This is a genomic window from Tundrisphaera macrotermitis, from assembly GCF_051175315.1.
Lineage (GTDB): Bacteria > Planctomycetota > Planctomycetia > Isosphaerales > Isosphaeraceae > Tundrisphaera.
Genome location: NZ_CP195100.1, coordinates 4,405,218 through 4,429,952 on the forward strand (window position 1 = coordinate 4,405,218; position 24,735 = coordinate 4,429,952).

Below are 24,735 nucleotides of genomic sequence, written 5' to 3' on the forward strand. Positions count from 1 at the left end.
GGATAAAATAACACGGTGCAAAAGGTTTGCAAGAGTTCCCGCGGTCCCAATTCACCGGGATGAAACTCTCGGCACCGGAAATGCGCAGCGATCCGCACGACCGTCGGGTCGGGCGGCGGCGAGGGGCCGGGGCGGGGTTCGTCGGGCGGATCAGGGGGCGATCGGCGGGACGAGTTCGAAGTCGAGATTCTCGCCGAAGATCTGCGGATCCTGCGTCCTCTGGGTCACTTCGAAGAGGGCCGCCACCCGCTGCCGGGCGGCTTCGAACCAGGATCCGACCAGGGTCCCTCCCCGTTCGCCCAGCTTGACGGGCGCGAACCTCTCGGTCAGGACGGGGCGATCATCCAGGGCATTGATGCTGGCCAGGAGGCCGTAGGTCAGGAGGCTGGACTTGATCTGGTCGGCCTCGTAGGCCTTGTCGTCGCCCGACACGGCCGCGATGATCACCCCGCCCCATCCGTGCCGGGACCGTTCCAGGGGCCCGCGTCGGGCGGCGTTGGAGGCGGCCCCGGCGTAGCAGGTGTCCAGGATCAGCAGGACGTTCTTCGCCCGCGCCTTGCCCAGGCGCTCCAGCAGGTCCTCGGCCGGGATGCCGTTGGCCTTGATTTCCTTCCTGAGGTCGTCCGTGCCCAGCGCGCCCTGGCCGGCCCGGGTCACATCGTGCGGGACGTAGTAGTACCGGTCGGTCTCCTCGTCGCGGAACCCGTGCCCGGACAGGAAGACGACGAGCGTATCCTGCGGCTCGGTCCGGTTGGCGGTCGCCGCCAGGCGGGCCAGGATCCTCGCGCGCGTCGCCCCGTTGTTGACCAGGGCGGGGTCGGCGTGCACCTCCTGATAGGCCGAATTCTTGCGCCGGGCGGCGAACACCTTCTGGAAGTTGGCGGCGTTGGCGGACGAGAACTTCAGGTCCAGGTCGTCGTAGGCATAGTCGGCGACGCCGACCGTCATCACATAGAGCTGGGCCTGTCGGAGCTTGGGCTGGTCGTAGGACAGGAGCACGGGCACGGGCTCCGCCTCCCATCCGCGATCGTCGCCGGAGGCCGAGACCCAGAAGGGGTTCTCCCCCTCCTTGAGGAAGGCCGCGAACAGGGCCTTCCGCGACCCGCCGGGGATCTCGTCCACCTTCGCCGGGCTGATCCGCTTGTCGCGCCTCCCGGGCGGGCCTTCGAAGAGGACGATCTCCCCGATCCCGCCCCCCTGGTCGGTCACTTCGACCTCGACCTCGGCGCGGTTGAACGGGTTCACCCCGCTCTTCCTGGTGGAGACGACCCGGACCAGGGGGGGTCGGCGATTGGACAGCCCGGCCAGGGGGGCCCGGGCCCGGGGCCGGTCGCCGCGGAAGATCTCGGCCAGCAGCTCGAAATGGATGAAGCGGCCGAACAGACGCTCGGCGGTCACGGAGTCCACGGCCCCGCCCACGCGGCACGTGATGCGGCGCCGGCCCGCCTCGCTGCCGTCGAACAGCCCATCCGGGGCGAAGGCGACCCAGTCGCGGGCGACCGGCATCGACGACAGGGCGCAGAGCGGCCGGAATTCGCCCGGCCCGACGTCCCAGAGCCGGATCGTGGCGTCGTCCGAGGCGCTGGCCAGGAGCGAACCGTTGGGGTGGACGGCCAGGGCGTTGATCCGCTCGGCGTGGCCATCCCGCCCATCCCATCGGATCCGCCGGGGCTCGGCGTTGAGTTCCCAGATCCCGAGCCGGGAGTCGCGGTCCGATCCGGCGAACAGGCGTTTCCCGTCGGCGGCGAAGGCCAGGGCGTTGATCGCGCCGTCCATCGCGTCGACCCGCGCGGGCTGCGCCGCCCCGGGCGGTCGGAGGAGGACCACGCCGCCGGTCGTCCCGATCGCGATCCGGCCGCCGTCGCGGGGGTCGATCGCCGCCGCCGAGATCGGTTCCGGGGCCGTGATGGCCGGGCCGTCCGGGGCGAGGGCTCCCCGGGCGTCGACCTTCCAGAGCCGCGCCGAGCGATCCCGGCCGGCGGTCAGCAGCCGCTTCGCGTCGGCCGAGAAGGCGACCGCCGTGACGGCCCGCCGGTGGGCATCGCGATCGACGAAGGCGACTTGCCCGGCCGCCGCGTCCCAGACCGCGACCATGCCGTTGGCCCCCCCCGCCGCGAGCCATCGGCCGTCGGGCGAGACGGCCAGGGGGCCGAGCTTCTCTCGCGAGAGGATCGCCCCGCGCGGGTCGGTCGGGCGGGGGAAGGCCAGGGAGATGGGCATCCCCGTCCCGGCCGTGCGGGCGGAGAGGTCGCCGGTCCGGTACTCGCTCAGCACGACGCCCCGCCCCGAGGGGAGGAACGCGCCGGCCGACCACCGGCCCGGCAGCGGGGCCCGGGCCGATCCGTCGGAGAGGTCCCAGATCTGGGCGACGCCCTCGCGATTGATCTGGAGCATCATCCGGACGTCGGGCGACAGCCTCAGGGCCGCGACCTGCCCCCGATCGGCCGCGATCGGGGCCAGCGCCAGGCCGCCGGTCGCGGCGTCGACGAGCCGCAGCGCCCCTTCGAAGTCCCCGATCGCCAGGCGGGCCCCGTCGGGCGAGAAGGCCAGGGCGGTCGGGGCGACCCGGTCGGCCAGCCCGTCGATCGGGATCGAGCGGGGCGGGTCCCCCTCCGGGAGTTCCCACAGCAGCGCCGTCCCGCCCGCGATGGCGGCCAGTCGTCGCGAGTCGGCCGAGACGGCCAGCCGCGTCGCCCCCCCCGGCGCGGGCAGGTCCACGGCGGCCCGGCCCGGCAGGACCAGGCGGATCCTCTCGCCGGAGCACGCGGCGAGCCGGCCATCGGGCAGGAAGAGCATCGCCCCGGGCCGGTTCTCCAGATGATCTTCACCGATCGTCCGGCCGGCCGGGACCGAGACGATGCGCACCGCCCCGGCCTCGTCGGCCATCGCCAGTTCCGCCCCGTCGCCGGACAGGGCGAGCCGCGCCAGGGGCTCGCCGGCCTTGATGGTCCCCCCCGTCGGGCGGCCATCCGCCCCCACCAGGGTCACCGTCCCGTCGGCCCCGCCCAGGGCCAGGGCGACGGGCCCGGCCCGGTCGGCGAGGGCCATGTGCTGGAAGGTCCCCCCCGGCACCAGTTCCGACCAGGTCTCTTCCCGACGCGCCCCGTCCCAGTTCCAGGCGTGGCCCGCCGCGTCCAGGGCGATCAGGCGCTGCGAGTCGGGGAGGAAGCCCAGTTCGACGACCCCTCGGTCGGAGGCGAGTTCGCCGACGATCCGGCGGAAGGCCCGATCCCAGACGCGGACCTTGCCGTCGAGGTCGGCGCTGGCCAGCAGCGTCTGGTCGGGGCTGATGGCGATCCGGGTGATGGCGATCGTGTGGTGGGCCAGCGAGGTCAGCAGCGTCCCGTCCCCGGCCGACCGGATCTGGACCACCGAATCCTCCGACCCGCTGGCGACCTGGGCCCCGTCGGCCGAGAAGGCGATCGAGGCGACCCCCCGGGCATGACCCCGCTGGAGGAGCCACTCGGGCGAGCGGCCCTGCCGAGGGCCGACCCTCGAGGCCCAGAGGGTCAGGTCGGGGGGGATCGTACCCCGGATCCGGAACCCGGAGCGGAGCCGGGCGGGGTCCGTCCCCAGCAGGTGGAGCGCCCCGCCCACCCCCCGGGGCCGATCCGCCTCGCCCAGCGCCGCGAGGAAGGCGTCGGCGAACCCGCCGGCCCGCGCCGACGCCCTCCAGTCCGGGGCCAGGCAGGCGGAGATCACCGGCCGGGATACGCCCCCGGCCCCGCCGTTCGGGCCCAGGACCAGCGCATCGAGCCACCCGCCGAGAGCGGCCTCGGAGGGGGACTCCCGGGATGGGGCGACATCGAGCACGACCAGGACGTTGTTGTCAGCCCGCAAGGTCCGATCGTGGAGCAGGGCCTCGATGGTCGCCGAGGGGGCCCAGCCGGCCCCCGTCTGGCCGCCATCGGCGATCTCGACCGCCACGCCGGCCGGGGAGGACTCGTCGGCCGCGACGATCCGGCTGGCCACATACAGGAGGACGGCGTCCCCGGTCCGGACCCGCTCCTTGAGCCATCCGGTCATGGCCCGGTCCAGGTTCTCCCTCGTCGCCCGGAGGGTGGCCGGCTGCCCCGGGCCGACCGGCGTCGGCGCGCGGGGGTCGTCGGTGAGCAGCAGGACGTTCTTGGCGTCCCACTTGCCCGCCCGGCAGAGCCACGCGCCGACCCTCCGGGCGGCCTCGGCTCCACTCGGCCCGACGGTCGTCCCCGGCCGGCCGTCGACGCCGACGACCACGGCCCAGAGGTTCGGCCGGCCGTTCGGCTGCCCCTGCGCGGGGCAGGTCGTCGGGGACAACGCCAGGACGGCCCAGGCGAGGAGGGGCGACGCCCACGACCGGAGGGGAAGGGAAGCCATGGGCCTGCCGACCTCGGGGGTTGTCGAACGTGGTCCGCGTGGGGAAGGGGCGGCCCCGCGCGTTTCGGTCGCGCGGGGCCGGTGACCGGCCCGATGGCCCGTCACCCCCGGGCGAACAGCGAGGCGACCGGCCGCCCCTCGGCGTTGTCGGTGGCGTAGAACGGGCGCTTCTCGACGTCGAAGCCGATCGCGGGCGAGATCCCCATCGCGGTGAAGATCGTGGCGTGGAGATCCTTGATCGAGACCGGATCCTTGACCGTGATCAAGGGACGCTCGGGCGCGGTCTCGCCGTGGAGGTGGCCCTTCTTGATCCCGCCGCCGAACATCAGCACCGAGCCCGAGCCGGTGAAGTGGCGGTGGAGGCCATACTGCTTCATCTCCACGAACTTGCCGCCCTTGACCCGGGCCTGATCCTTGGCGGTGCTGCCCGGGATCCCCTCGACCATCATGTCGCGGCTGAACTCGCTGGCCAGGACGACCAGCGTGCGGTCCAGCAGGCCGCGTTCTTCGAGGTCGAGGATCAGGCGGGCGATCGGCCGGTCGATCTGGGCCTTCATCTCGGCGGCGGTGGTGTGGCCGTTCTCGTGGGTGTCCCAGCTCACGAACGGGACGTACTCGGTCGTGACCTCGATGTACCGGGCCCCGGCCTCGGTCAGCCGCCGGGCGAGCAGGCAGCCCTGGCCGAAGCGGCCGGTGTTGTAGGCGTCGAAGCTTTCCTTGGGCTCCAGGCTCAGGTCGAAGGCGTCGCGGTCCTTGGAGTTGAGCAGGCGATGGGCGTTCTCCATCGACCGGACCATCGACTCCTGGTGGTAGTCGCTGGCCAGGTCGCCCAGAGGGCTTTGCTTGAGCAACCGCTTGTAGGCCTGCTCGCGCGCGGCGAACCGGCCGGCGTTCATCCCCTTCGGGGGCCGGACGGCGGCGACGGCGTCGAGCGGGAAGGGGAGGTTGAACGGGCCGTACTCGCTGCCGAAGAACCCGGCGGTGGTGAAGGCCTTCAGTTCCTCCGACTCGCCGTGCCCTTCCAGCCTCTGGCCGATGTTCACGAACGCCGGGATGGCCGGGTTCCTCGGCCCCTTCACCCTGGCCACCCACGAGCCGATGTGGGGGGCGGCCACCGTCTGCGGCGGGATGTAGCCGGTGTGCCAGTGGTACTGGTGCCGCGAGTGGAGGATGTTGCCGAGGTCGGCCACGACGTGCGACCGGATCACCGTGCCGCGATCCAGGACCTTGGCGACGTTCTCCAGGCCCTGCGAGATCTTGATGTGGTCGACGGCCGTGTCGATGCTCGGGAAGGTGCAGAGGACATCGCCCGGCTCGCCGCCCACCTCGTAGGGGGTGTATCGCTTGGGGTCGAACGTCTCCGGGGAGGCCATGCCCCCGGCCATCCAGAGGACGATCACCGTGTCGGCCGTGGCCTCCGGGTGCTTGACCGCATCGCGGCCGTCCGATCCCAGGATACGGCGGGGCTCGCCCGAGGCCAGGGCCGCCAGGGTGGCCGCCCCCGTGGCGCGGAGGAATTCGCGGCGCGATCGAGACTCTTCGCTCACCATCGGGACGCCTCCGTCAGCGGATCAACTGGAATTCGGGGAGCATGAACACGGCCCACAGGAGGTCGGCCAGCCCGTCGGCCGAGGCCGGGTCGCCGATCATCTCGCGGGCGATGGCGGCCTCGTCGGCGGTCGGCGACCGGCCCAGGGCCCGGGAATAGACCGCCTCGGCCAGGGCGGAGGCGTCGGCCCCCGGCTTCTCGGCCAGGAGGCGGTCCGCCCCCTTCGCGGCGATCTCGGTGAGCGTCTGGCCGTTGGACAGGTCCAGGGCCTGGAGCGTCGTCAGGACCTCGCCCCGGGTCGTCACCACCTGCTCGCGATTGGGGCGGCCCAGCGACCGCATGAGCGGGTCGCAGAGGACCAGCGAGGCGCGGACGAAGCGATGGGCGGCGGCCTCGGCCTCGGCGGCCGGCTTGATCGGGGCCGCGAGCTTCTTGGGGGCCTCGCCCGTGATCATCCAGACGGCATCCATGAAGTCCTCGGCCGTCATCCGCTTCACCTCGGGGCCGCGGTAGACGTAGCCCTCGCCGTGATCCTCGTCGGGCCAGGCGGCCGACCGGGACTGATACGCCTTCGAGGTTGCGACGTGCTCGATCAGCGCCTTCAGGTCGTAGCCATGCCCGGCCAGGAAGCCGGCCAGGTGGTCCAGCAGCGGCTCGCTCCAGGGCTCGTTGGCCATCACGTCCACGGGCTCGATGATCCCCCGGCCCATCAGCCGGCGCCAGATCCGGTTGCTGATCGTGCGGGGGAAGCGGCCGTTGTCCGGGTGGGTGAGCAGGCCGGCCAGTTGCTTGAGCCGCTCGTCGCGGGGCAGCTTGGCGTCGATCGATCCGAGTTCGGGCCAGAGGAATTTCGGCGTGGCGAACCGGCCGGTCGGGATGTCGCAGCGGGCGATCTCCAGCGGGGCCGAGGCCGTGATGGCGGCCAGCCCGTAGGCATCTTCCAGGGTCCAGCGATCGATGAAGCTGTCGTGGCACGACGCGCACTTCATGTTCACGCCCAGGAACACCTGCGCCACGTTCTGGGAGAACTGGACCTCGGTGACCTGGCTGGCATTCACCCGGCCGCGCCACTTGATCCCGTTGATGAACCCCTCCGACTCCGGGGTCGGGCTGATGAGGTCGCGGACGAAGGCGTCGTAGGGCTTGTTGTCGTAGAGGGCCTGGTAGAGCCACTGGGAGATCTGCTTGCGGCCCCCGTCGATGTAGCCCGTCCCTTTGTAGTCGTTGCGGAGCAGGTCGTTCCAGAACGAGAGCCAGTTGTCGGCGTAGGCCCGGTCATCGCCCAGGACGCGGCGGATCAGGCGATCCCGCTTCCCCGGGTCGGCGTCGGCGAGGAACGCGGCCAGTTCCTCGGGCGGGGGCAGGAGCCCCGTCACGTCGAGGAACAGCCGGCGGGCGAACGCGGCGTCGTCCAGCGGGGCGGGGGTCGGGACCTTCCTCGCGGCCTGGTAGGCGTCGATGATCCGGTCGATGGGGTGGTCGCGGCCGTCGCGGGCCGGGGGGAGTTCGACGGCTTGCAGCTTCGTCGGCGCGACGTAGCCGCGGCTCTTGAAGGTGAAGCCCGGCTCCCAGGTCGCCCCCTGGTCGATCCAGGTCGACAGCCGCAAGACCTCCTCGGGGGTCAGCGGCTTCTCCTTGCCGGTGGGCGGGGGCATGCGGAACTCGGGGTCGTCCGAGGTCAGCCGCTCGATCAGCTCGCTCTCGGATGCCTTGCCGACCACGACGGATTCGGACTTGAGCATCGACTCGCGGGTATCGAGCGAGAAGGCCCCCTTGTACCGGCCGTCGGCGTGGCAGTTGGTGCACCGGGCCTTGAGCAGCGGGGCGACGTCATGGGCGAAGTCGACCTGGGCCTTCTGCGGCGCCGGCTCCTGGCCGAGGGCGGCCCCGGAGGCCGCCCACATCGTCAGGATGGCCGCCCAACCCAACCTCTCGAAGATCATCGATGGCACTCCGCACTCCTTGGGGCGACCCGGGCGTCTGATCTCGCGGGCGGGGGACGCGGGGGCGCCGACGGATCGGCCCTCCCGCGTCTCGGCTCGGATCGGATTCGAAGACAGGCAAGAATCCCATTAGACCCGGGACCGACGATCCCCTTCAACCCCGTGCAGCCGGCGGAGTCGGATTGCCGGGCCGGGCGGGCGGATCGACGGCCTCGGATGGCGATGGGGCGCGGATTTCGGTACGCTGAGGCCCGTTCCGCCCGCGACCATCTCGGATACGCCCACCCATCTCGGCCGGGCCGATCCGGGATCCCGCGCGGGTCGGCCGTTCCCGCCCGAGAGTCGATCGAGGATATCCAGCATGGCCAGGCCCCGCGTCTACTTTGACATCAGCATCGACGGCAAGCCCTCGGGCCGGATCACCATGGAGTTGTTCGACGACGTGGCCCCCAAGACCGCCGAGAACTTCCGCGCCCTCTGCTCGCACGAGAAGGGGTTCGGCTACAAGGGCTCGTCGTTCCACCGCGTGATCCCCCAGTTCATGCTCCAGGGGGGCGACTTCACCAACCACAACGGCACCGGCGGCAAGTCGATCTACGGCAACAAGTTCCCGGACGAGAACTTCCAGCTGAAGCACGACCGGCCGTTCCTGCTGTCGATGGCCAACGCCGGCCCGAACACCAACGGGTCGCAGTTCTTCATCACCACCGTGGTGACCAACTGGCTGGACGGCAAGCACGTCGTCTTCGGCGAGGTGACCGACGGCACCGACCTGGTCAAGCAGATCGAGGCCCTCGGCTCCGGCAGCGGCAAGCCGCGCGCGAAGATCGAGATCGCCGATTGCGGCGTCCTCTGACCTGAAATCGGGCGGCCCGACCCCCGGCCTGGGGATCGGGCCGGCCCCCCGATCATTCGGGATACAGGGCCGTGGACAGGTAGCGTTCGCCGAGGTCGGGCAGGACCACGACGATCAGCTTGCCGGCGTTCTCGGGGCGTCGGGCCACCTGGATGGCGCCGGTGGCGGCGGCACCGCAGGAGATGCCGACCAGCATGCCCTCTTCCTTGGCGAGGCGGCGGGCCATCTCGAACGATTCCTCATCCTTCACCTGGATGATCTCGTCGATGATCTCCGGGTTCATGACGTCGGGGATGAACCCGGCGCCGATGCCCTGGATCTTGTGCGGGCCGGGCTTGAGCGGTTGGTTGTTGTGCCTCTGGGTGAGGACCGGCGAATTGGTCGGCTCGATCGCCACCACCTTCAGGCCGGGCTTGCGGGCCTTGAGCACCTCGCCGCAGCCGGTGATCGTCCCCCCGGTGCCGACGCCGCAGACCAGGATGTCGACGCGACCTTCCGTGTCGTTCCAGATCTCCTCGGCCGTGGTCGCCCGGTGGATCTCGGGGTTGGCCGGGTTCTTGAACTGCTGCGGCATGAAGGCGTTGGGGTTGCCGCCGACGATCTCCTCGGCCTTGCGCACGGCGCCGGGCATCCCCTCGGTGGCCGGGGTCAGGACGATCTCGGCCCCGAACGCCTTGAGCAGCCGGCGCCGTTCCAGGCTCATGCTCTCGGGCATCGTGACCATCAGCTTGTAGCCGCGGGCGGCGCAGGTGAAGGCCAGGGCGATCCCGGTGTTGCCGCTGGTCGGCTCGACGATGATGGTGTCGGGGTTGATCTTGCCGGCGGCCTCGGCCGCGTCGATCATCGCCACGCCGATCCGGTCCTTGACCGACCACAGCGGGTTGAAGTTCTCCAGCTTGGCGACGACCTCGGCCGGGCAGCCCGCCGTGACGCGTCGCAGGCGGATCAACGGCGTGTTGCCGATCGTCTGGGTGATGTCGTCGTAGATCCGACCCCGCGTCCGCTCGGCAGTTGCCATCGTGCTCGTCTCCCGGGCCGAGGGCCGTCGCCCAAGCATCCCGACTCGATAGTTTGAGATCACAAACCCGCGGCGAGCCGATCGCGATGGGACGGCTCGCCGGACCCGGATCGATCATATCGGATCGAACCGGGCTGGTCCAAGGCGATTTGCCCGGCGGCCCGGCCTCAGCCCCGGTCGCGGATCGTCAGGACGGGGCAGGGGGATTCGCGGACGATCCTTTCGGCGACCGAGCCGAGCAGGGCGTGGCGGATGCCGGTGCGGCCGTGGGTGGCGATCACCACGAGGTCGATGGCGTGGGCGGCGGCGTACTCGACGATCCCCTCCACCCCGGCGCCCCAGTGGACCGCCGTGACGACCGAGGGGGGCTCGCCCCAGGCGGGGTCGAGGATCACCCCGAGCGCCTCGCGGGCCCGGACCTCGGACTGGGCGAAGAACTCCGGCGGCATCGCCGGCGCGAGCATCGGGTCGGGGGTGACCGGCACCACATCGGGGAGGATGTGGAGCAGGTGAAGCGCCGACCCCAGCCGCACGGCCAGCTCGCACGCATAGCGCACGGCGACGGCGGCATGGGGGCTGAAGTCGGTCGGGGCCAGGATCGTCCGGATCGCGAGCATCATGCCCCCCGCTCGGGAAGGACGGGGGTCATTCCCCGCTGCGGACCATCTTGTGGAAGCGGTCGAGCAGGTCTTTCGTGATCGGCCCGGGCTTGCCGTCGCCGATCGGGCGGGCGTCGCACTCGACCACGGGGATCACCTCGGCGGCGGTCCCGGTCAGGAAGCACTCGTCGGCGGTGTAGATGTCGTGGCGGTCCATGGTCCGCTCGACGACCTTGAGCCCGGCCTTCTTGCCCAGCTCGATCACCGCGTCGCGGGTGATCCCCTCCAGGATGCCGGCGTCGATCGACGGCGTGTGGAGTTCGCCCCGGCGGACGATGAAGATGTTGTCGCCGGTGCACTCGGCGACCTCGCCCTTGTGGTTGAGCATCAAGGCTTCGAGGCAGCCGGCGTTGGTCCCCTCGATCTTGGCGAGGATCGAGTTCAGGTAGTTCAGCGACTTGACCCGGGGGTTGAGCGCCGCCGGGTGGTTGCGCATCGTGCCGGCGGTGATGATCTTGAGCCCGTGCTCGTACAGCTCGGCCGGGTAGAGGCTGATTGAGTCGGCGATGATGATGATTTGGGGGTCGGTCGTCTTGCGCGGGTCCAGGCCCAGCGAGCCGGCGCCCCGGGTCACGACGAGGCGGACGTAGGCATCGACCAGCTTGTTGACCGCGAGGGTCTCGTTGACCGCATCGGCCATGGCCGCCCGGGAGATGGGGATCTCCAGGTGGATCGCCTTGGCCGAGTCGTACAGGCGGTCGACGTGGTCCTTGAGCCGGAACACGCGGCCGGCGTAGGAGCGGATCCCCTCGAAGACGCCGTCGCCGTAGAGCAGGCCGTGATCGTAGACGCTGATCTTGGCGTCGGCCTTGTCGAAGAACTTGCCGCCGATATAAACCTTGAGGCTCATCCGAGGGGGGCTCCTGGCCGCGTCCCGGTCGGGCCGGCGCCTCATCCTCGGGGCGACGACCTCCGATCGGAACGCGGCGACGCGTTGGCCCCCGCCGGACGGTTCAAGCCAGGGCGGGGGCCCACTCTTCGACGCGACCCTCGGCAAGCCGGACGACCCGATCGGCCTGCTGGGCGATGTGCCCGTCGTGAGTGACCATCATCATAGTGAGATGGCGCTCACGGTTCAAGTCGCGCAACAGCTCCAGGACGCCCTGCCCGGTGGCGGCGTCGAGGTTGCCCGTCGGCTCGTCGGCCAGCAGCACTTCGGGCCCGCCGACCAGCGCCCGGGCGATCGCGGTGCGCTGCATCTCGCCGCCGGAAAGCTCGGCCGGGCGGTGGTCGAGCCGGTGCCCGAGGCCGACCCGCTCCAGCAGGGCGGTGGCGTCCTTGCGGATCCCGGACCGCTTCGACAGGTAGGAGCGGAAGCCGAGCCGGATCATGTGCGGCAGCATCACGTTCTCCAGCGCCGTCAGCTCCGGGAGGAGGTGATAGAACTGGAAGATGAAGCCGAAGGTCTGGTTGCGGAGGAGGTCGCGCCCCTTCTCCGGGCCGTCGTCGATCCTCTTGCCGTCCAGCAGGACCGAGCCGGCGTCGGGGGTGTCCAAAAGCCCGAGCAGGTGGAGCAGGGTGCTCTTGCCCGAGCCGCTGGAGCCGATCACCGCGACGAGTTCGCCGCGCTCCACTTCGAGGTCGACGCCGTGCAGCACCGGCACGGCGAACCGGCCCTTGCGATAGGCTTTGACCAGGCCGACCGCTTCCAGATGATTCTTCGCCATCGCGGAAACCCTCCGTGTTCGTGCGGGGAACGGGAGAAACGCGGCCGGGGATCCGACCCGGCCGCGTCGGACGCCTGGGTTCACTCGAACCGGAGGGCCTGCACCGGGCGGAGCTTCGCGGCCCTCTGGGCGGGCCACACGCTGGCGACGATCGAGATCATCAGCGCCCCGCCGACGATCCAGGCCACGGTGTGGGGCTCGATCCGGGTCGGGATCTCGGAGAAGTAGTAGATCGAGTCATCGAACACCCTACGCCCGGTCACCACGCTCAACCCTTTCTCGATCGGATTGATGTAGCGGACGAACAGCAGGCCGCCGATCATCCCCACGCCGCTGCCCACCAGCCCCAGAGACAGGCCGTAGCCGAGGAAGATCCCCCGCACGCCCGACGTGGAGGCGCCCAGCGCCTTGAGCACGCCGATGTCGCGGGTCTTCTCCACCACGATCATCGAGAAGATCGCCAGGATGCCGAACCCGGCCACGGCGATGATGAAGAACAGGAGGATGTTGAGGATGCTCTGCTCGACGGCCACCGCCGCCAGCAACGGCCCCTGCTTCTGCTCCCAGGTCGAGACCTTGAAGTACATCGGCCGGAGGTCTTCCATGGCCGACTGGAGGTTCGAGGCCAGCACGTCGATGTCCACGCCCTTGCGGACCTTGAGCTGGATCTGGTTCACGGCCCCCTGGCCCTCGCCGTCGCCCAGCAGGCGGAGCATCTGGAGCCGCTTCAGGGGGACGTAGACGTGGGTCGAGTCGTACTCGCTCATCCCGCTCTTGAAGTAGCCCGCCACGGTGAAGGTGTCGGACCCCGGCTCGGGCGACCGCCCGGCCTTGGGGTAATAGAGGTGGACCTTGGTGCCCGGCGGGGCGACGCACAGGTCCTTCCCCTTGTAGTGCATGTGGCCGAGCGAGAAGCCGATGATCGTACCGAAGTCGGGCACGTCGGCATCGATCTGGGCCATGAGGGCGTCCTTGAATGGGCCGTCCTCCTCCTCCTTCAGCAGCTCGCCGGCCGGGTTGTTGAGCCGGACCTTCTCGGTGACGTGGAACGACGGCGGGATCTGCTTGCCCTGCTCGTCGAACAGGAACTCGGCGAAGTCGCCGGTTTTGGCCCGTTCCTCGGGCTCGACGCCCATGATCTGGACCTGGCGGGTGATCGCGTTGCCGTTGACGGTCCACTTCAGGAGGCCGAAGGTCTCCATGGTCGCGGCCATCGCCTCGACGTCCTCGCCCGCCACCTTGCGGATCCGGGCCATGACCTCCTGGGCGTTGCGGAAGCCGTCGAGGTCGTAGGACTCGACGATCACGTCGGCCAGGACCCCGTGCAGGCGGGTCCGCATCTTCTCGGAGAACCCGGCCATGACCGAGTTGACCACGATCATCGTGGCCACGCCCAGCATCACGCTGATGATGCTGGCCAGGGCGATGTAGCGGGTCCGGAGATACCGCCAGCACAGCAGATACTTGTACATGCGAGGATCTCCATCCGTGGAGGGTTCGCGGGCAGGTGGTTCGGTCAGGATTCGGGGCGGAGCAAGGGGAACAGGATCACGTCGCGGATGCTCACCTTGTCCAGCAGCAGCATGCAGAGCCGGTCGATGCCGACGCCCAGGCCTCCGGCCGGGGGCATCGCGTGCTTCAGGGCCCGGACGAAGTCGTCGTCCATCTTGGCCATCGAGTCCTCGTCCTTCTGCCCGGCGAGCTGGCCGCGGAACAGCTCGTCCTGGAGCATCGGGTCGTTCAGTTCGGTGTAGGCGTTGGCCAGCTCGATGCCGTGGACGAACAGCTCGAACCGCTCGGCGACGGCCGGGTCGGACGCCTTCCGCTTGGTCAGCGGGCAGACGGCCGCCGGGTAGTCGATCACGAAGACCGGCCCGTCCAGGCGATCCTCCACGACCTCCTCGAACACCTCGCTCAGGACCACGCTCGGGTCCTTGCCCGCCGTGGCCAGGCCCAGCGACTCCGCCTTGGCGCGGAGGGCGTCGAAGTCCGCCGGGTCGACCCCGGCATGCTCGTGGACGAGTTCGGCATACGTCCGGCGCGGCCAGGGCGGGGTGAAGTCGATCGTGTGCTCGCCCCAGGTCCGCTGGTAATTGCCGTCGATGGCCTCGATGGCGCCGACGATCAGGGCCTCGGTCAGGTCCATCATGGCGTGATAGTCGCCATAGGCCTGATAGGCTTCCAGCATCGTGAATTCGGGGTTGTGCTTGGGGCTGATCCCCTCGTTGCGGTAGACCCGGCCGATCTCGAAGACCCGCTCCATCCCGCCCACCAGCAGCCGCTTGAGGTACAGCTCCGGCGCGATGCGCATGAAGAGGTCGAGGTCGAGCGTGTTGTGGTGGGTGACGAACGGCTTGGCCGCCGCCCCGCCGGCGATCGCCTGCATGGTCGGCGTCTCGACCTCGACGAACCCGCGCCCGGCCAGGACCGCGCGGAAGGCCGCGACGATCTTGGACCGGTTCAGGAACGCCTGCAAGCTCTCGGGGTTATACGCCAGGTCGACGTAGCGCTGGCGGGACCTTTTCTCGATGTCGGTCAGCCCGTGCCACTTCTCGGGCGGGGGCAGGAGGCTCTTGCCCAGGAAGGTCAGCCCGGCGGCGAACACGGTCAGCTCGCCGGTCTTGGTCAGGCCGAGCCCGCCATCGACGCCGATCAGGTCGCCCAGGTCGAACTCCGAGGCCAGCGCCCAGGCCGCCTCGCCCACCTGGTTCTTGCCGATCATGACCTGGATGGTGCCGGTCCAGTCGCGGACCTGGAGGAAGTTGACCTTCCCCTGGCCGCGCTTGAGCACGATCCGCCCGGCGATCCGGACCCGGGGCCGATCGGCGTCGGTCGCCTCCCCCTCGGGCAGGGGGATCGCCCGGACGTCGGCCACCGCCTGATGGTCGTCGAACCGCTGCCCCCAGGGGTCGAGGCCCAGGGCCTCGATCTTGCGGAGCTTCTCGACCCGGACCGCTTCCAGCTGATCGTGCGTTTCTTCCGACATCACCGGGCCTTGCGATTCGTCGTCTCATCGGGAAGGGAACTTGAGCCGAATTGTAAGGAAACCGCCCGCCCGGTCAATCGCAACCCGTTTCTCCGATCGCACGGAGCCATCACCTGATCGACCACAAGACCGACGCTTCCAGGTCAGGCCGCCGCCCAGGTCACCCGGCGTTGGATCGATCACTTCCCCTTCTCACCGGATTTCAGGTCAATCCGCAGGGATTCGAAGAAACCCGACACGAGCGGCCCGACCTCGGCTTCCGACCCGGCAGGATACTCCACCATGAGGGAGAAAAGTCGGTCCGAGCAATTGATGACTCGCGTGTAGATGCCTTGCTTCGGCCCGACGGCCTGGAATTCGACGGCCGGATGGCCCTGGTGTTGGAAGTACCGTTCTCCGGAGAGCTTCGCTTCGCCTTTCGCTCGGATCCCATCGGGGAGCGACTTGAGTGGAGAGTTTGCCTTGCCTTTCTTGGTTTCGATTTCCATGACGGTGAACTTGTAACCTTCGGAACTCGTTGAATTGATCAGATAGCTCCGGGCGGTCGGATCCGCCGGCAACTGGATCGTCCCGTCATTGAAGGGGAACGGCATGCTGACGCGGAAATGACCCTCGGTCGACTTGGCCTCATACCAACCATCATTCCCAGGTTCGCCCGCCCCGAGCCGATGCATTTTGAGGGCCGGTGTTCGATCCGCGGATTTCGCCGATTGATCGCCCGCGACACCCGCTCGCTGCGCCGAGTTGGCGATGGGCACCTGGCCGACCAGGAAAATGTGGGCCGCGGATATCGCCAGGCCAAGCCGCTTTTTGAACTGCATGGGATCACCTTGCGTCGCCGACGACCTCACCCGGAACAATGACGATATCATGGTGATCCCATGGCACGAAACTGATGATTGGGACGGCGACCCGATCCTGATCCGGGCGTCACGGGGAGTTGGGGAAAGGATCGGAACGATGCCGCCGGTCCACCCCAAGCAGGCGAGAGGTTTGATCTTGCTTCCCGCCGAAGCCCTCAGGATCATTTGAAGTCACGGCGATCGCGATCGATTGATGCCATGACCACGCAAAGAACCGGCGATCCTCCCGACCCGAATCCTATCGAGACTCAGGCGCTCGACCGTCCCAACTGCCCGCGTCACAGGCCCTGAGCGGCAGGCGCGAGTCGGACCTCGCCCGTGCCCCGAAACATGAGAGAGCCTGCAGAAAATCTCCGACTCTCAGGAGCCACGACATGACCATCAGTTTTGATATCCCCCAAGACATCGAGCAGCAACTCCGGGTCCCTGACACCGAGCGGAGCGGCAAGGCCCGCGAGGCGTTCCTCGTCGAACTGTATCGCGAACATGAGATTTCGCACCGTCAGCTCGGGGAGGCCCTGGGGCTTGATCGGTACGCGACGGATGGCCTGCTCAAGAGGTACGGCGTTGGGCTCGATGTCAGCGTCTCGGAGATCAAGGCCCAGGTCGGCATCCTCCGCGACGCCAGGCCCCGATGATCGTCGTCTCCGACACGACGCCGCTCAACTATCTCATCCTCATCGGAGAGCAAGAGGTGCTCGCCCGTCTCTTCGGACAGGTGATCATCCCCCCCGCCGTTCTCGAGGAGATGCGAAGGGAGAAAGCCCCCGAACCCGTTCGCGCTTGGGCGAAGAATCTTCCAGACTGGGTCACGGTCCGGGCCCCCGTGCAGATCCTCCCGGGCCTGACGGCAAAACTCCACGAAGGGGAGATCCATGCCATCTCGCTCGCCGCGGAGCTGAATGCCGCCACGGGGCCGCGCCTCGACTGGATCCTCATCGACGATTGGGATGCTCGCAAGGCGGCCAGGGCGCTGAAGTTCCCCCTGCTCGGGACGATCAACATCCTCGAAGAAGCGGCGGTTCGCGGCTTCCTGGACATCCAGGAGGCGGCGACCAGGCTTAGATCGACGAACTATCGGGCCACCGCCGACCAGTATCAGGCGGCCATCGATAACGTGCAATCGCGGCGGGCCGAGCAAGAACAGGCCACCGAAATGCGTCCATGATGCCCCTCGAATCCGGGTGAAAGTGTCCGGCCCTCTCCGGCGCGGGGTTTGCTGAGGCTCCTCGACTCCAACGAGAACATCAGCAAGAACCACCGCGACCGAGAGCCATCCCATGCCCAGGCCATTGAATGAGCAGACGATCGTATTGACCGGGGCCTCCTCGGGGTTCGGCCGCGAGGCGGCCCTGATCTTCGGACGCAGGGGGGCCAACGTGGTGCTGGCCGCCCGCGACGAGGGGGCGCTCGGCGAGGTCGCCCGCGAGATCGAGGTCCACGGCGGGTCCGCCCTCGTCGTGCCGACCGACGTGGCCGACTGGGAGCAGGTCCAGGCCCTGGCGCGGGCCGCCGACGACAAGTTCGGGCGGATCGATACCTGGATCAACGACGCCGGCGTCGGCATCGCCGGGCTGATCGCCGACGTCGACGTGGCGGACTTCCAGAGGCTGGTCCAGGTCAACCTGATGGGGACGATCCACGGCGTGAAGGCCGCGCTCCCCTACATGAGGAAGGTCGGCGGCGGGGCGTTCATCAACATCGGGTCGGTGGCCGGGGTGCGGACCTTCCCGCTCCAGACCGTCTACAGTGCCACCAAGCACGGCGTGAAGTCGTTCACCGAAGGGCTCCGGCTCGAACTGAGGCGGGAGCCGGGCGAGTACCACGTCACCTACATCGCCCCGGCCGCGATCAACACGCCGTTCTTCTCCGACGCCCGGGCCAGGCTGGGCGGGGTGCAGGTGGCGGCGCCCGCTCCGGTGTACGAGCCCCACGTCGTCGCCGAGTCGATCGTCTTCGCCGCCGAGAACCCCCGGCGCGACATCTTCGTGGGCGGCGGCGGCAAGCTGTTCGACGTGATCCAGCGGGTCAGCCCCGGCTTCGCGGACTGGCTGATCACCCGCAACGACATGATCTACAAGGAGCAGATCTCCGACAAGCTCGCGAAGCCCGACAACCTCTACGAGCCCCCGCCCCGCCCCCGCGCCATCGAGGGCGAATACCACGAGAAGGCCTATTCCACCAGCCTCTATACCAAGGTGTTCGAGTGGAACCCCGTGCTCAAGCCGATCGCCCTCGGCGTGGCGGCGCTGGGCGTGGCCGCCCTGATCCGGAACTCCGCTCGGCCGAAGCCGGGCCCGGCGGAGCGTGCCCGGCAGAAGGTCGAGGACTGGTCCTGAGCCCGGGCAATCCGGGTCAGCCGATCTGGTATTCCTTGATCTTGCGGTACAGGGTCCGCTCGCCAATGCCGAGCAGGCGGGCCGCCTCCTCGCGATTGCCCGAGGTGAGCTTCAGGGTCTCGCCGATATAATAGGCTTCCACCTCGTCGAGCGGGCGGCCGACGAGGTTGGGGCCCGAGGCCGCCGCGGTCGAGGCGACGGCCCCGGCCGCATCGGGCTGGGCGATCAGGTCTTCGGTCAGGTCGTCGACGTCGAGGACGCCGTCGAAGTCGACCACGACCATGCTCTCGATCGCGTTTTTCAGTTCGCGGACGTTGCCCGGCCAGGGATAGGCCATCAGGGCCTTGCGGGCGGCCGGGGTGATCGACGTGACCGTCTTGCCGTGCGACGCGGCGAACTGCTTGAGGAACGAGTCGATCAGGAGCGTGATGTCCTCGCGCCGGGCCCGCAACGGCGGGAGGTTGACGCTGACGACCTTGAGGCGATGGTACAGGTCCTGGCGGAACGACCCCGAGGCGATCGCCTCCTTGAGGTCGCGGTTGGTCGCCGAGATCATCCGGACGTTGACCTTGATCGGGTCGTTGGTGCCGACCCGGACGATCTCCCCGGTCTCCAGCACCCGGAGCAGCTTGACCTGGGTGGAGATCGGGATCTCGCCGATCTCGTCCATGAACAGGGTGCCGCCGTTGGCGTGCTCGAACCAGCCCTTGCGCTCGCGGTCGGCCCCGGTGAAAGCCCCCTTGATGTGGCCGAACAGCTCGCTTTCCAGGATGTTCTCGCTGAGCGCCGCGCAGTTCAGGGCGACGAACGGCTTGGTCCGACGCGGGCTGTTGGCGTGCAGCGCCTTGGCCACCAGCTCCTTGCCGGTGCCGCTCTCGCCGGTGATCAGCACGGTGGCCGAGGTCGGGGCGATCTGCCGGAGCCGGCCGATCACCGCGTGCATCAAGGGGGAGTTTCCGATCATCCCCTCGAAGCCGAACCGCTCGTTGAGCTGGCGGCGGAGGTCGAGGTTCGACCGGGCCAGCCGCTGGGCCTGCGAGACCTTGTCGGCGACGGTGCGCAGCTCGCCGATGTCGAGCGGCTTGGTCAGGTAATGGGAGGCCCCGGCCTGCATGGCGGCGACGGCCGCCTTGATCGTGCTGTGCCCGGTCAGGATCACCACCTCGGCGTCGGGCAGCTCGCGCCGGGCCTCGGCCAGGATCTCCATCCCGCCAACCTCGTCCATCACGAGGTCGGTCAGGATGATGTCGAAGTCCTGCTCCTGGATCTGCTTGAGCCCCTGGCGCCCGCTCCCGGCGACGACGCAGTCGTACCCGACGCGTTCCAGGCTCTCCGCCACCGCCTCGGCGTGGCCTTCGTCGTCGTCGACCACCAGGACTCGGATCTGAGGGTCCATCGAGGCCCCATGTGAAGGGATTGCCGGCATCGTGTTCGAGAGGGCCTCCGGGTCGGATCGGTCAGGACAGGGGGAGCCGCACCGTGAACCGCGAGCCCTGGCCGGGCTCGCTCTCGGTGGACAGGGTCCCGCCGTGGGCCTCGACGATCTTGCGGGTGGTGGGCAGGCCCAATCCGCTGCCGCCGGGCCGGGTCGAGTAGAAGGCGTCGAAGATCCGCGCGGCGACCTCCGGCGTCATCCCGACGCCGGTGTCGGTCACGTCCAGCACGGCGAAGTCGCCGTCGCGATGCGTCTGGAGCATCAACTCGCCGCCGTCGGGCATGGCGTGCTGGGCGTTGCGGATCAGGTTCCAGAGCGCCTGCTTGAACAGGCCGACGTCGAGCGGCACGCGCGGGAGCCCGGGCTCGTACTGGGTCCGCATCACCACCCCCTGGGCCAGGGCCTGGGGCTCGGAGAAGTCGCGAAGGTCATCCACCACCGCGTTCAGGTCGGCGGGCTCGGTCTGGAGGTCCTGGACCTTGGCGAACCGGAGGAAGTCGTCAACGATGTCCTGGAGCCGCTCGGTCTCGCGGCGGACCCGCTCCAGCTTCTGGAGCACCCGCCGGTCGCGTGCGGTCTCGGCCCCTCGGAAGTCCTCGACCAGCAGGTCCAGGTTGAGCCCCATCGTCGACAGCGGGTTGCGGATCTCGTGCGCCAGGCCGCCGGCGAGCTGGGCGATCTCCGCATACTGCTCGCGGAGCCGGCGATGGATGGCCGCATCGTCGGGCCGTTCGAGGGTCGCGACGGATCCGGCGGGGGTTTTGCCGACGTCAGGATCGGCCATGAACGAGTCCTCCGAGGCGGGTGTCGGAGCGGGGCGAGCCCGTGCATGAACTCGGGGGCGAATCCCCGGCCGCCCCGCCGTCCGTCATCAAGACGGACGGGGAGGGCGGCCGGGATCGCCGAATCCGCAACGATCAGTCGCGGCGCGGGCCGCGATCGCCGTAGCCACCGCCGCCGCCGGGTCCGCGACGCGGGGGCGGGCCGCCGGGGCCGCGATCGCGATCCCCGAATCCGCCACCGCCGCCGCCCGGGGCGCCGGCCGGGCGGGTGTTGCCGGCGTTGGGGTCGACCTCGCCGCGCTCGGCCAGGGCGGCCTTGCGCGACAGCTTGACGCGATCCTGGTCATCGACGGCGATCGCCTTGACCAGCATCGTGTCGCCGACGCGGCAGATGTCGGTCACGGTCCCGACATAGCCGTCGGACAGCTCGCTGATGTGGACCAAGCCGTCCTTGCCCGGGAGGATCTCGACGAATGCGCCGAAGTCCTTGATCGAGGTGACGCGGCCTTCGTAGATCCGGCCGACCTGGACGCCTTCGGTCATCGCCTGGATCTTGTCGCGGGCGGCCTCGGCCCCCTCGGCGGTGGGGCTGGCCAGGGTGACCACGCCGCTGTCCTCGATGTCAATCTTGGCGCCGGTCTCGTCCTGGAGGCGACGGATCGTCTTGCCGCCGGGGCCGATCAGCAGGCCGATCTTCTCGGGGTTGATCTGGATCTGGATCAGCCGCGGGGCGTTCTCGCTGATCTCCTCGCGGGGCCGCTTGATCGACCGGAGCATGGCCCGGAGGATTTCCAAACGGGCCTCGCGGGCCTGGTCGAGCGTCTCGCGGACGATCGGCCCGGTGATCCCGAGGTTCTTGAGGTCGAGCTGGATGCCCGTCACCCCGCGCTGGGTGCCGGCGACCTTGAAGTCCATGTCGCCGAAGTGGTCCTCGTCGCCGATGATGTCGGTGAGCAGGACGTGGCGGCCGGAGGCTTCATCCTGGACCAGTCCGATCGAGATCCCGCCGACCGGGTCGCTGATCGGCACGCCGGCGTCCATCAGGCTGAGGGTCGCCCCGCAGACCGACGCCATCGAGCTGGACCCGTTGGATTCGAGGATGTCGCTGATCACCCGGATCGTGTAGGGGAACGCCTTGCCTTCCGGCAGGACCGGGGCGACCGAACGCTCGGCCAGGGCGCCGTGCCCGATCTCGCGACGTCCGGGGCCGCGAATCGGCCGGACCTCGCCGACGGCGAACGACGGCATGTTGTAGTCCAGCATGAACTTCTTGCTGTACTCCTCCATGATCCCGTCGACCCGCTGCTCGTCGGCCCCGGTGCCCAGCACCGTGGTGACCAGCGCCTGGGTCTCGCCGCGCTGGAAGACGGCCGAGCCGTGGGCGCGGGGCAGGAGCGAGACTTCGCAGGAGATCGGCCGGAGGTCGCGCGGGCCGCGGCCGTCGGAGCGGTGGCCGTCCAGGATCAGCTCGCGGACGACCTTCTCCTCGACGGCGTGGTACGCCCCCTTGACCTGCATCGGGGTGACCAGGCCGGAGCCGTCGGCGGGGCAGTACTCGGTGATGATCCGCTTGAGCAGGTCCTTGACCGCGTTGTTGCGATCCTGCTTGCCGTGGATCTGCTTGAGCTGGCGGAGTTCGCCGCCGAACCGCTGGTACAGGTGGTCGCGGAGCGGGTCCTGGGGCAGGCCGACCGGCTCGTAGCGGGGCAGGCCCAGGGCCTCGACCAGCTCGTGCTGGAGGGCGATGACCTCCTGGTTGAGCCGGTGGGCCTCCATGATGGCCTCGTACATCTCGGCTTCGGGCAGCTCGCGGCCGAACCCCTCGATCATCACGATCGCGTGTTCGGTGGAGGCGACCACCAGGTCGAGGTCGCTCTTGGCCATCTCCGAGGCGGTGGGCAGGACGACGAAGTTGTCGCCGATGCGGCCCAGGCGGATGCCGCCGATCGGGCCGAGGAACGGGACCTGGGCCAGGATCAGCGACGCCGAGGCCCCGATGATCGACAGGACGTCGGAGTCATTCTCGCGGTCGGCCGAGATCGGCCCGGCCTGGATCTGGACCTCGTCGCGGAAGCTCTCGGGGAAGAGCGGGCGGATCGGGCGGTCGATCAGGCGGGACGTCAAGATTTCCTTGGTCGTCGGCCGGCCTTCGCGCTTGATGAACCCGCCGGGGAACTTGCCGGCCGCGTAGACCTTCTCGCGGTAATCGACGGTCAGCGGGAAGAAGTCGAGCCCCTCGCGGCCGGGGCCGGAGACGGAGGCGACCAGGGTCATCGTGTCGCCCACGCGGACCACCACGGCGCCGCTGGCTTGCTTGGCGAGTCGACCGGACTCGAGCGAGATGGTCTTGCCACCGATCGTTCGTTCGACGGTGGCGGGCCGACGCGTCGCGGATGACGAGCTAGACATTCAGGGATCCTACCTCGGCCGGTGGGAGCTAGGGCCGTCGCAAGTGATGCACGAGATGGGGAGGAGAGGGGCGAGGACGGTCCCGGCGCGGGACGAGGACCGGGCAATCGCGGCGTCCGGATCGATCCCGGCCCGCCCACCGAACAATCCCGCGCGCGAGAAAAGGGCGGTCGCCCCGCAGGACGCCGCCCAACCGGCCCGGATTACTTGCGGATGCCCAGGCGACCAATCACATCAAGGTAGCTCTTGCGGTCGTGGAGCCGGAGATACTTCAGCAGGCTCGACCGCTTCGACACCATCATCAGCAGCCCTCTCCGGCTGGCGTGATCCTTGGCGTGCTCCTTGAAATGGCTGGTCAGGTCGGTGATCCGGGCGGTCAGCAAGGCAATCTGCACCTCGGGCGAACCCGTGTCCTGACCGCCGCGGCCGAACGAGCCCATGATCTCCTGCTTCTTCTCCTTCGTGATCGCCATCGCAAGCCCCACTACCACCGGCCTCATTTTCGAGGGCCGTTTTTTTGAAATCCTTACGCTGGAAGGCATCCACCCTACGCGATCCCGCACCCGAATGCAATCCCCCGGTCCCGAAAGATCGCGCGGGCCGCGCCGGAGCCGGAGGCCCCGGCGGGGACGCATCGGGGATTTCTCTGGCACCGTCGGCCGGTCCCCGCTTTAATCGGCGACACGTCCCACCGACATATTCTTCATTTCTAGCCGGGTCGATCCCCGGCGTCTTCGCGTCCGGGCGACTCCGCCACGGCCGCGGGAAGGGCCCCAACATGGACAGGAAGCGTCGAGGTTTCACGCTCATCGAGCTACTGGTCGTCATCGCCATCATCGCCGTCCTGATCGCGCTGCTCCTCCCGGCCGTGCAGGCCGCACGCGAGGCGGCCCGCCGCAGCCAGTGCGTCAACAACCTCAAGCAGATGGGCCTGGCGATCCAGAACTACAACGACACCTACGGCTGCCTGCCGCCGTCGGGCAACGCCGCCATCTACAACGTCGCCACCGCCAACGCCAACAACTTCGGGATGAAGGTCCGCATGCTCCCGTTCATGGAGCAGGCCAGCCTGTTCAACACCTTCAACCAGTCGCTGCCCTACAACCTCGTCTGGAACGGCACCGCCTCGTCGACCACGGTCAATACCTTCATCTGCCCGTCCGACGTGGTGTCGGTGAGCCGGACGATGACGAATTATCCGGGGTTCAACTTCGGCGACTGCAACTACGGCAACAACATCGGCACCAGCCTGTCGTTCAACGGCGGGCAGTTGGACGGCCCGTCCTACCTCATGGGCTCGACGGCCACCGGGGGCGTCACCTACGGGTCCAACAACGGGGGCACGATCACCCTGGCGTCGATCACCGACGGCACGTCGAACACCGCGATGCACAGCGAGTGGCAGAAGGGCCGGGGCAACGCCAACGGCGACGGCCTCTGGCAGGTCTATCAGGTCAGCGGCAACCTGACCAATACGACCCCGGCCCCGCCGGCCGGCGCCGTCGGCTGGCAGGCGATCCTCAGCCCGACCGCCTCGCTGTGCCAGGCCAGCACCGCCCGCAATTGGCCTACCAAGGGCTATTCCTGGGCCGACGGCGGGTGCGGCGTGGGGGGCGGCTACAGCCACATCCAGCCACCCAACAAGAAGGCCTGCGTCTACGCCAACGAGAATCAGGGCTATCCGGCGAACGTTATCTGGTCGGTCGGCACCCTGATCGGCGCCAGCTCGAACCATCCCGGGGGCGTCAACGTGGGGATGCTCGACGGGTCGGTCAAGTTCGTCAAGGACACGGTGAACCACGGCACCTGGGCGGCCCTGGCCACCAAATCCGGCGGCGAGATTATCAGCTCGGACTCGTTCTGATCGGGCGGG

General features: G+C 69.1%; 19 protein-coding genes. 5 read left to right on the top strand and 14 right to left on the bottom strand.

All coding sequences use genetic code 11. The features are described from left to right. Nucleotides 1-150: 150 nt before the first annotated feature. The 3 genes from TA3x_RS17745 to TA3x_RS17755 all read right to left on the bottom strand — a co-directional run bounded on the left by TA3x_RS17745 (nt 151) and on the right by TA3x_RS17755 (nt 7,848). Nucleotides 151-4,356, bottom strand: a complete 4,206-nt coding sequence (locus TA3x_RS17745; protein WP_435015991.1) for a hypothetical protein — start codon at nt 4,354-4,356, stop codon at nt 151-153. Nucleotides 4,357-4,457: 101 nt separating this feature from the next. After that, nucleotides 4,458-5,906, bottom strand: a complete 1,449-nt coding sequence (locus TA3x_RS17750) for a DUF1501 domain-containing protein (protein WP_435015992.1) — start codon at nt 5,904-5,906, stop codon at nt 4,458-4,460. Nucleotides 5,907-5,919: 13 nt separating this feature from the next. Next, entirely contained in the window at nt 5,920-7,848 is a 1,929-nt protein-coding gene (locus tag TA3x_RS17755) for a PSD1 and planctomycete cytochrome C domain-containing protein (protein WP_435015993.1), read from the bottom strand. Between the two features lie 361 nt (nt 7,849-8,209). Between TA3x_RS17755 and TA3x_RS17760 the strand changes: the two genes are divergently transcribed. Beyond that, nucleotides 8,210-8,704 (top strand): peptidylprolyl isomerase, encoded by a 495-nt coding sequence (locus TA3x_RS17760; protein ID WP_435015994.1) that lies wholly within the window; start codon nt 8,210-8,212, stop codon nt 8,702-8,704. A 52-nt stretch (nt 8,705-8,756) separates the two neighbouring features. Here TA3x_RS17760 and cysK read toward each other — a convergent pair whose 3' ends face one another. From cysK to TA3x_RS17795, 7 genes are all read right to left on the bottom strand, one after another. Beyond that, a complete protein-coding gene (cysK, locus tag TA3x_RS17765; RefSeq protein ID WP_435015995.1) occupies nt 8,757-9,722 on the bottom strand; it encodes a cysteine synthase A in 966 nt (321 codons plus the stop codon). Nucleotides 9,723-9,889: 167 nt separating this feature from the next. Continuing rightward, nucleotides 9,890-10,342 carry a universal stress protein gene (locus TA3x_RS17770; protein ID WP_435015996.1) on the bottom strand — a complete coding sequence of 151 codons (453 nt, stop codon included), beginning with the start codon at nt 10,340-10,342 and terminating at the stop codon, nt 9,890-9,892. 25 nt (nt 10,343-10,367) lie between these two features. Continuing rightward, nucleotides 10,368-11,231 carry a branched-chain-amino-acid transaminase gene (gene ilvE / locus TA3x_RS17775; protein WP_435015997.1) on the bottom strand — a complete coding sequence of 288 codons (864 nt, stop codon included), beginning with the start codon at nt 11,229-11,231 and terminating at the stop codon, nt 10,368-10,370. A gap of 103 nt (nt 11,232-11,334) precedes the next feature. After that, nucleotides 11,335-12,048, bottom strand: a complete 714-nt coding sequence (locus tag TA3x_RS17780) for an ABC transporter ATP-binding protein (protein ID WP_435015998.1) — start codon at nt 12,046-12,048, stop codon at nt 11,335-11,337. An 80-nt stretch (nt 12,049-12,128) separates the two neighbouring features. Further along, complete coding sequence (locus TA3x_RS17785; protein WP_435015999.1) at nt 12,129-13,520, bottom strand: ABC transporter permease; 1,392 nt, start codon at nt 13,518-13,520, stop codon at nt 12,129-12,131. Between the two features lie 44 nt (nt 13,521-13,564). Then, nucleotides 13,565-15,034 (bottom strand): lysine--tRNA ligase, encoded by a 1,470-nt coding sequence (gene lysS, locus TA3x_RS17790; RefSeq protein ID WP_435016000.1) that lies wholly within the window; start codon nt 15,032-15,034, stop codon nt 13,565-13,567. A gap of 179 nt (nt 15,035-15,213) precedes the next feature. After that, nucleotides 15,214-15,855 (bottom strand): hypothetical protein, encoded by a 642-nt coding sequence (locus TA3x_RS17795; protein WP_435016001.1) that lies wholly within the window; start codon nt 15,853-15,855, stop codon nt 15,214-15,216. Nucleotides 15,856-16,271: 416 nt separating this feature from the next. Here TA3x_RS17795 and TA3x_RS17800 point away from each other — a divergent pair, with 416 nt between their 5' ends. From TA3x_RS17800 to TA3x_RS17810, 3 genes are all read left to right on the top strand, one after another. Then, on the top strand, nt 16,272-16,535 hold the full coding sequence (locus TA3x_RS17800) for a UPF0175 family protein (protein WP_435016002.1): 264 nt from the start codon (nt 16,272-16,274) through the stop codon (nt 16,533-16,535). Next, nucleotides 16,532-17,065: a DUF3368 domain-containing protein gene (locus TA3x_RS17805; protein WP_435016003.1), complete on the top strand. Its 534-nt coding sequence runs from the start codon at nt 16,532-16,534 to the stop codon at nt 17,063-17,065. The genes TA3x_RS17800 and TA3x_RS17805 overlap by 4 nt, the downstream gene beginning before the upstream one ends. A 112-nt stretch (nt 17,066-17,177) precedes the next feature. After that, nucleotides 17,178-18,236, top strand: coding sequence for an SDR family oxidoreductase (locus TA3x_RS17810; protein ID WP_435016004.1), 1,059 nt, complete (start codon nt 17,178-17,180; stop codon nt 18,234-18,236). 16 nt (nt 18,237-18,252) lie between these two features. Here the strand turns inward: TA3x_RS17810 and TA3x_RS17815 are convergent, their stop codons facing one another. The 4 genes from TA3x_RS17815 to rpsO form a co-directional block, all read right to left on the bottom strand. Then, nucleotides 18,253-19,632 carry a sigma-54-dependent transcriptional regulator gene (locus TA3x_RS17815; protein ID WP_435016005.1) on the bottom strand — a complete coding sequence of 460 codons (1,380 nt, stop codon included), beginning with the start codon at nt 19,630-19,632 and terminating at the stop codon, nt 18,253-18,255. A gap of 61 nt (nt 19,633-19,693) precedes the next feature. Continuing rightward, entirely contained in the window at nt 19,694-20,455 is a 762-nt protein-coding gene (locus TA3x_RS17820) for a sensor histidine kinase (RefSeq protein WP_435016006.1), read from the bottom strand. A 133-nt stretch (nt 20,456-20,588) separates the two neighbouring features. Then, entirely contained in the window at nt 20,589-22,862 is a 2,274-nt protein-coding gene (pnp, locus tag TA3x_RS17825) for a polyribonucleotide nucleotidyltransferase (RefSeq protein WP_435016007.1), read from the bottom strand. Between the two features lie 203 nt (nt 22,863-23,065). Continuing rightward, a complete protein-coding gene (gene rpsO, locus TA3x_RS17830) occupies nt 23,066-23,335 on the bottom strand; it encodes a 30S ribosomal protein S15 (protein WP_435016008.1) in 270 nt (89 codons plus the stop codon). Between the two features lie 305 nt (nt 23,336-23,640). On the opposite strand from rpsO, the gene TA3x_RS17835 reads away from it, so the two are divergent. Next, on the top strand, nt 23,641-24,726 hold the full coding sequence (locus TA3x_RS17835; RefSeq protein ID WP_435016009.1) for a DUF1559 domain-containing protein: 1,086 nt from the start codon (nt 23,641-23,643) through the stop codon (nt 24,724-24,726). The last annotated feature ends 9 nt before the right edge of the window (nt 24,727-24,735 follow it).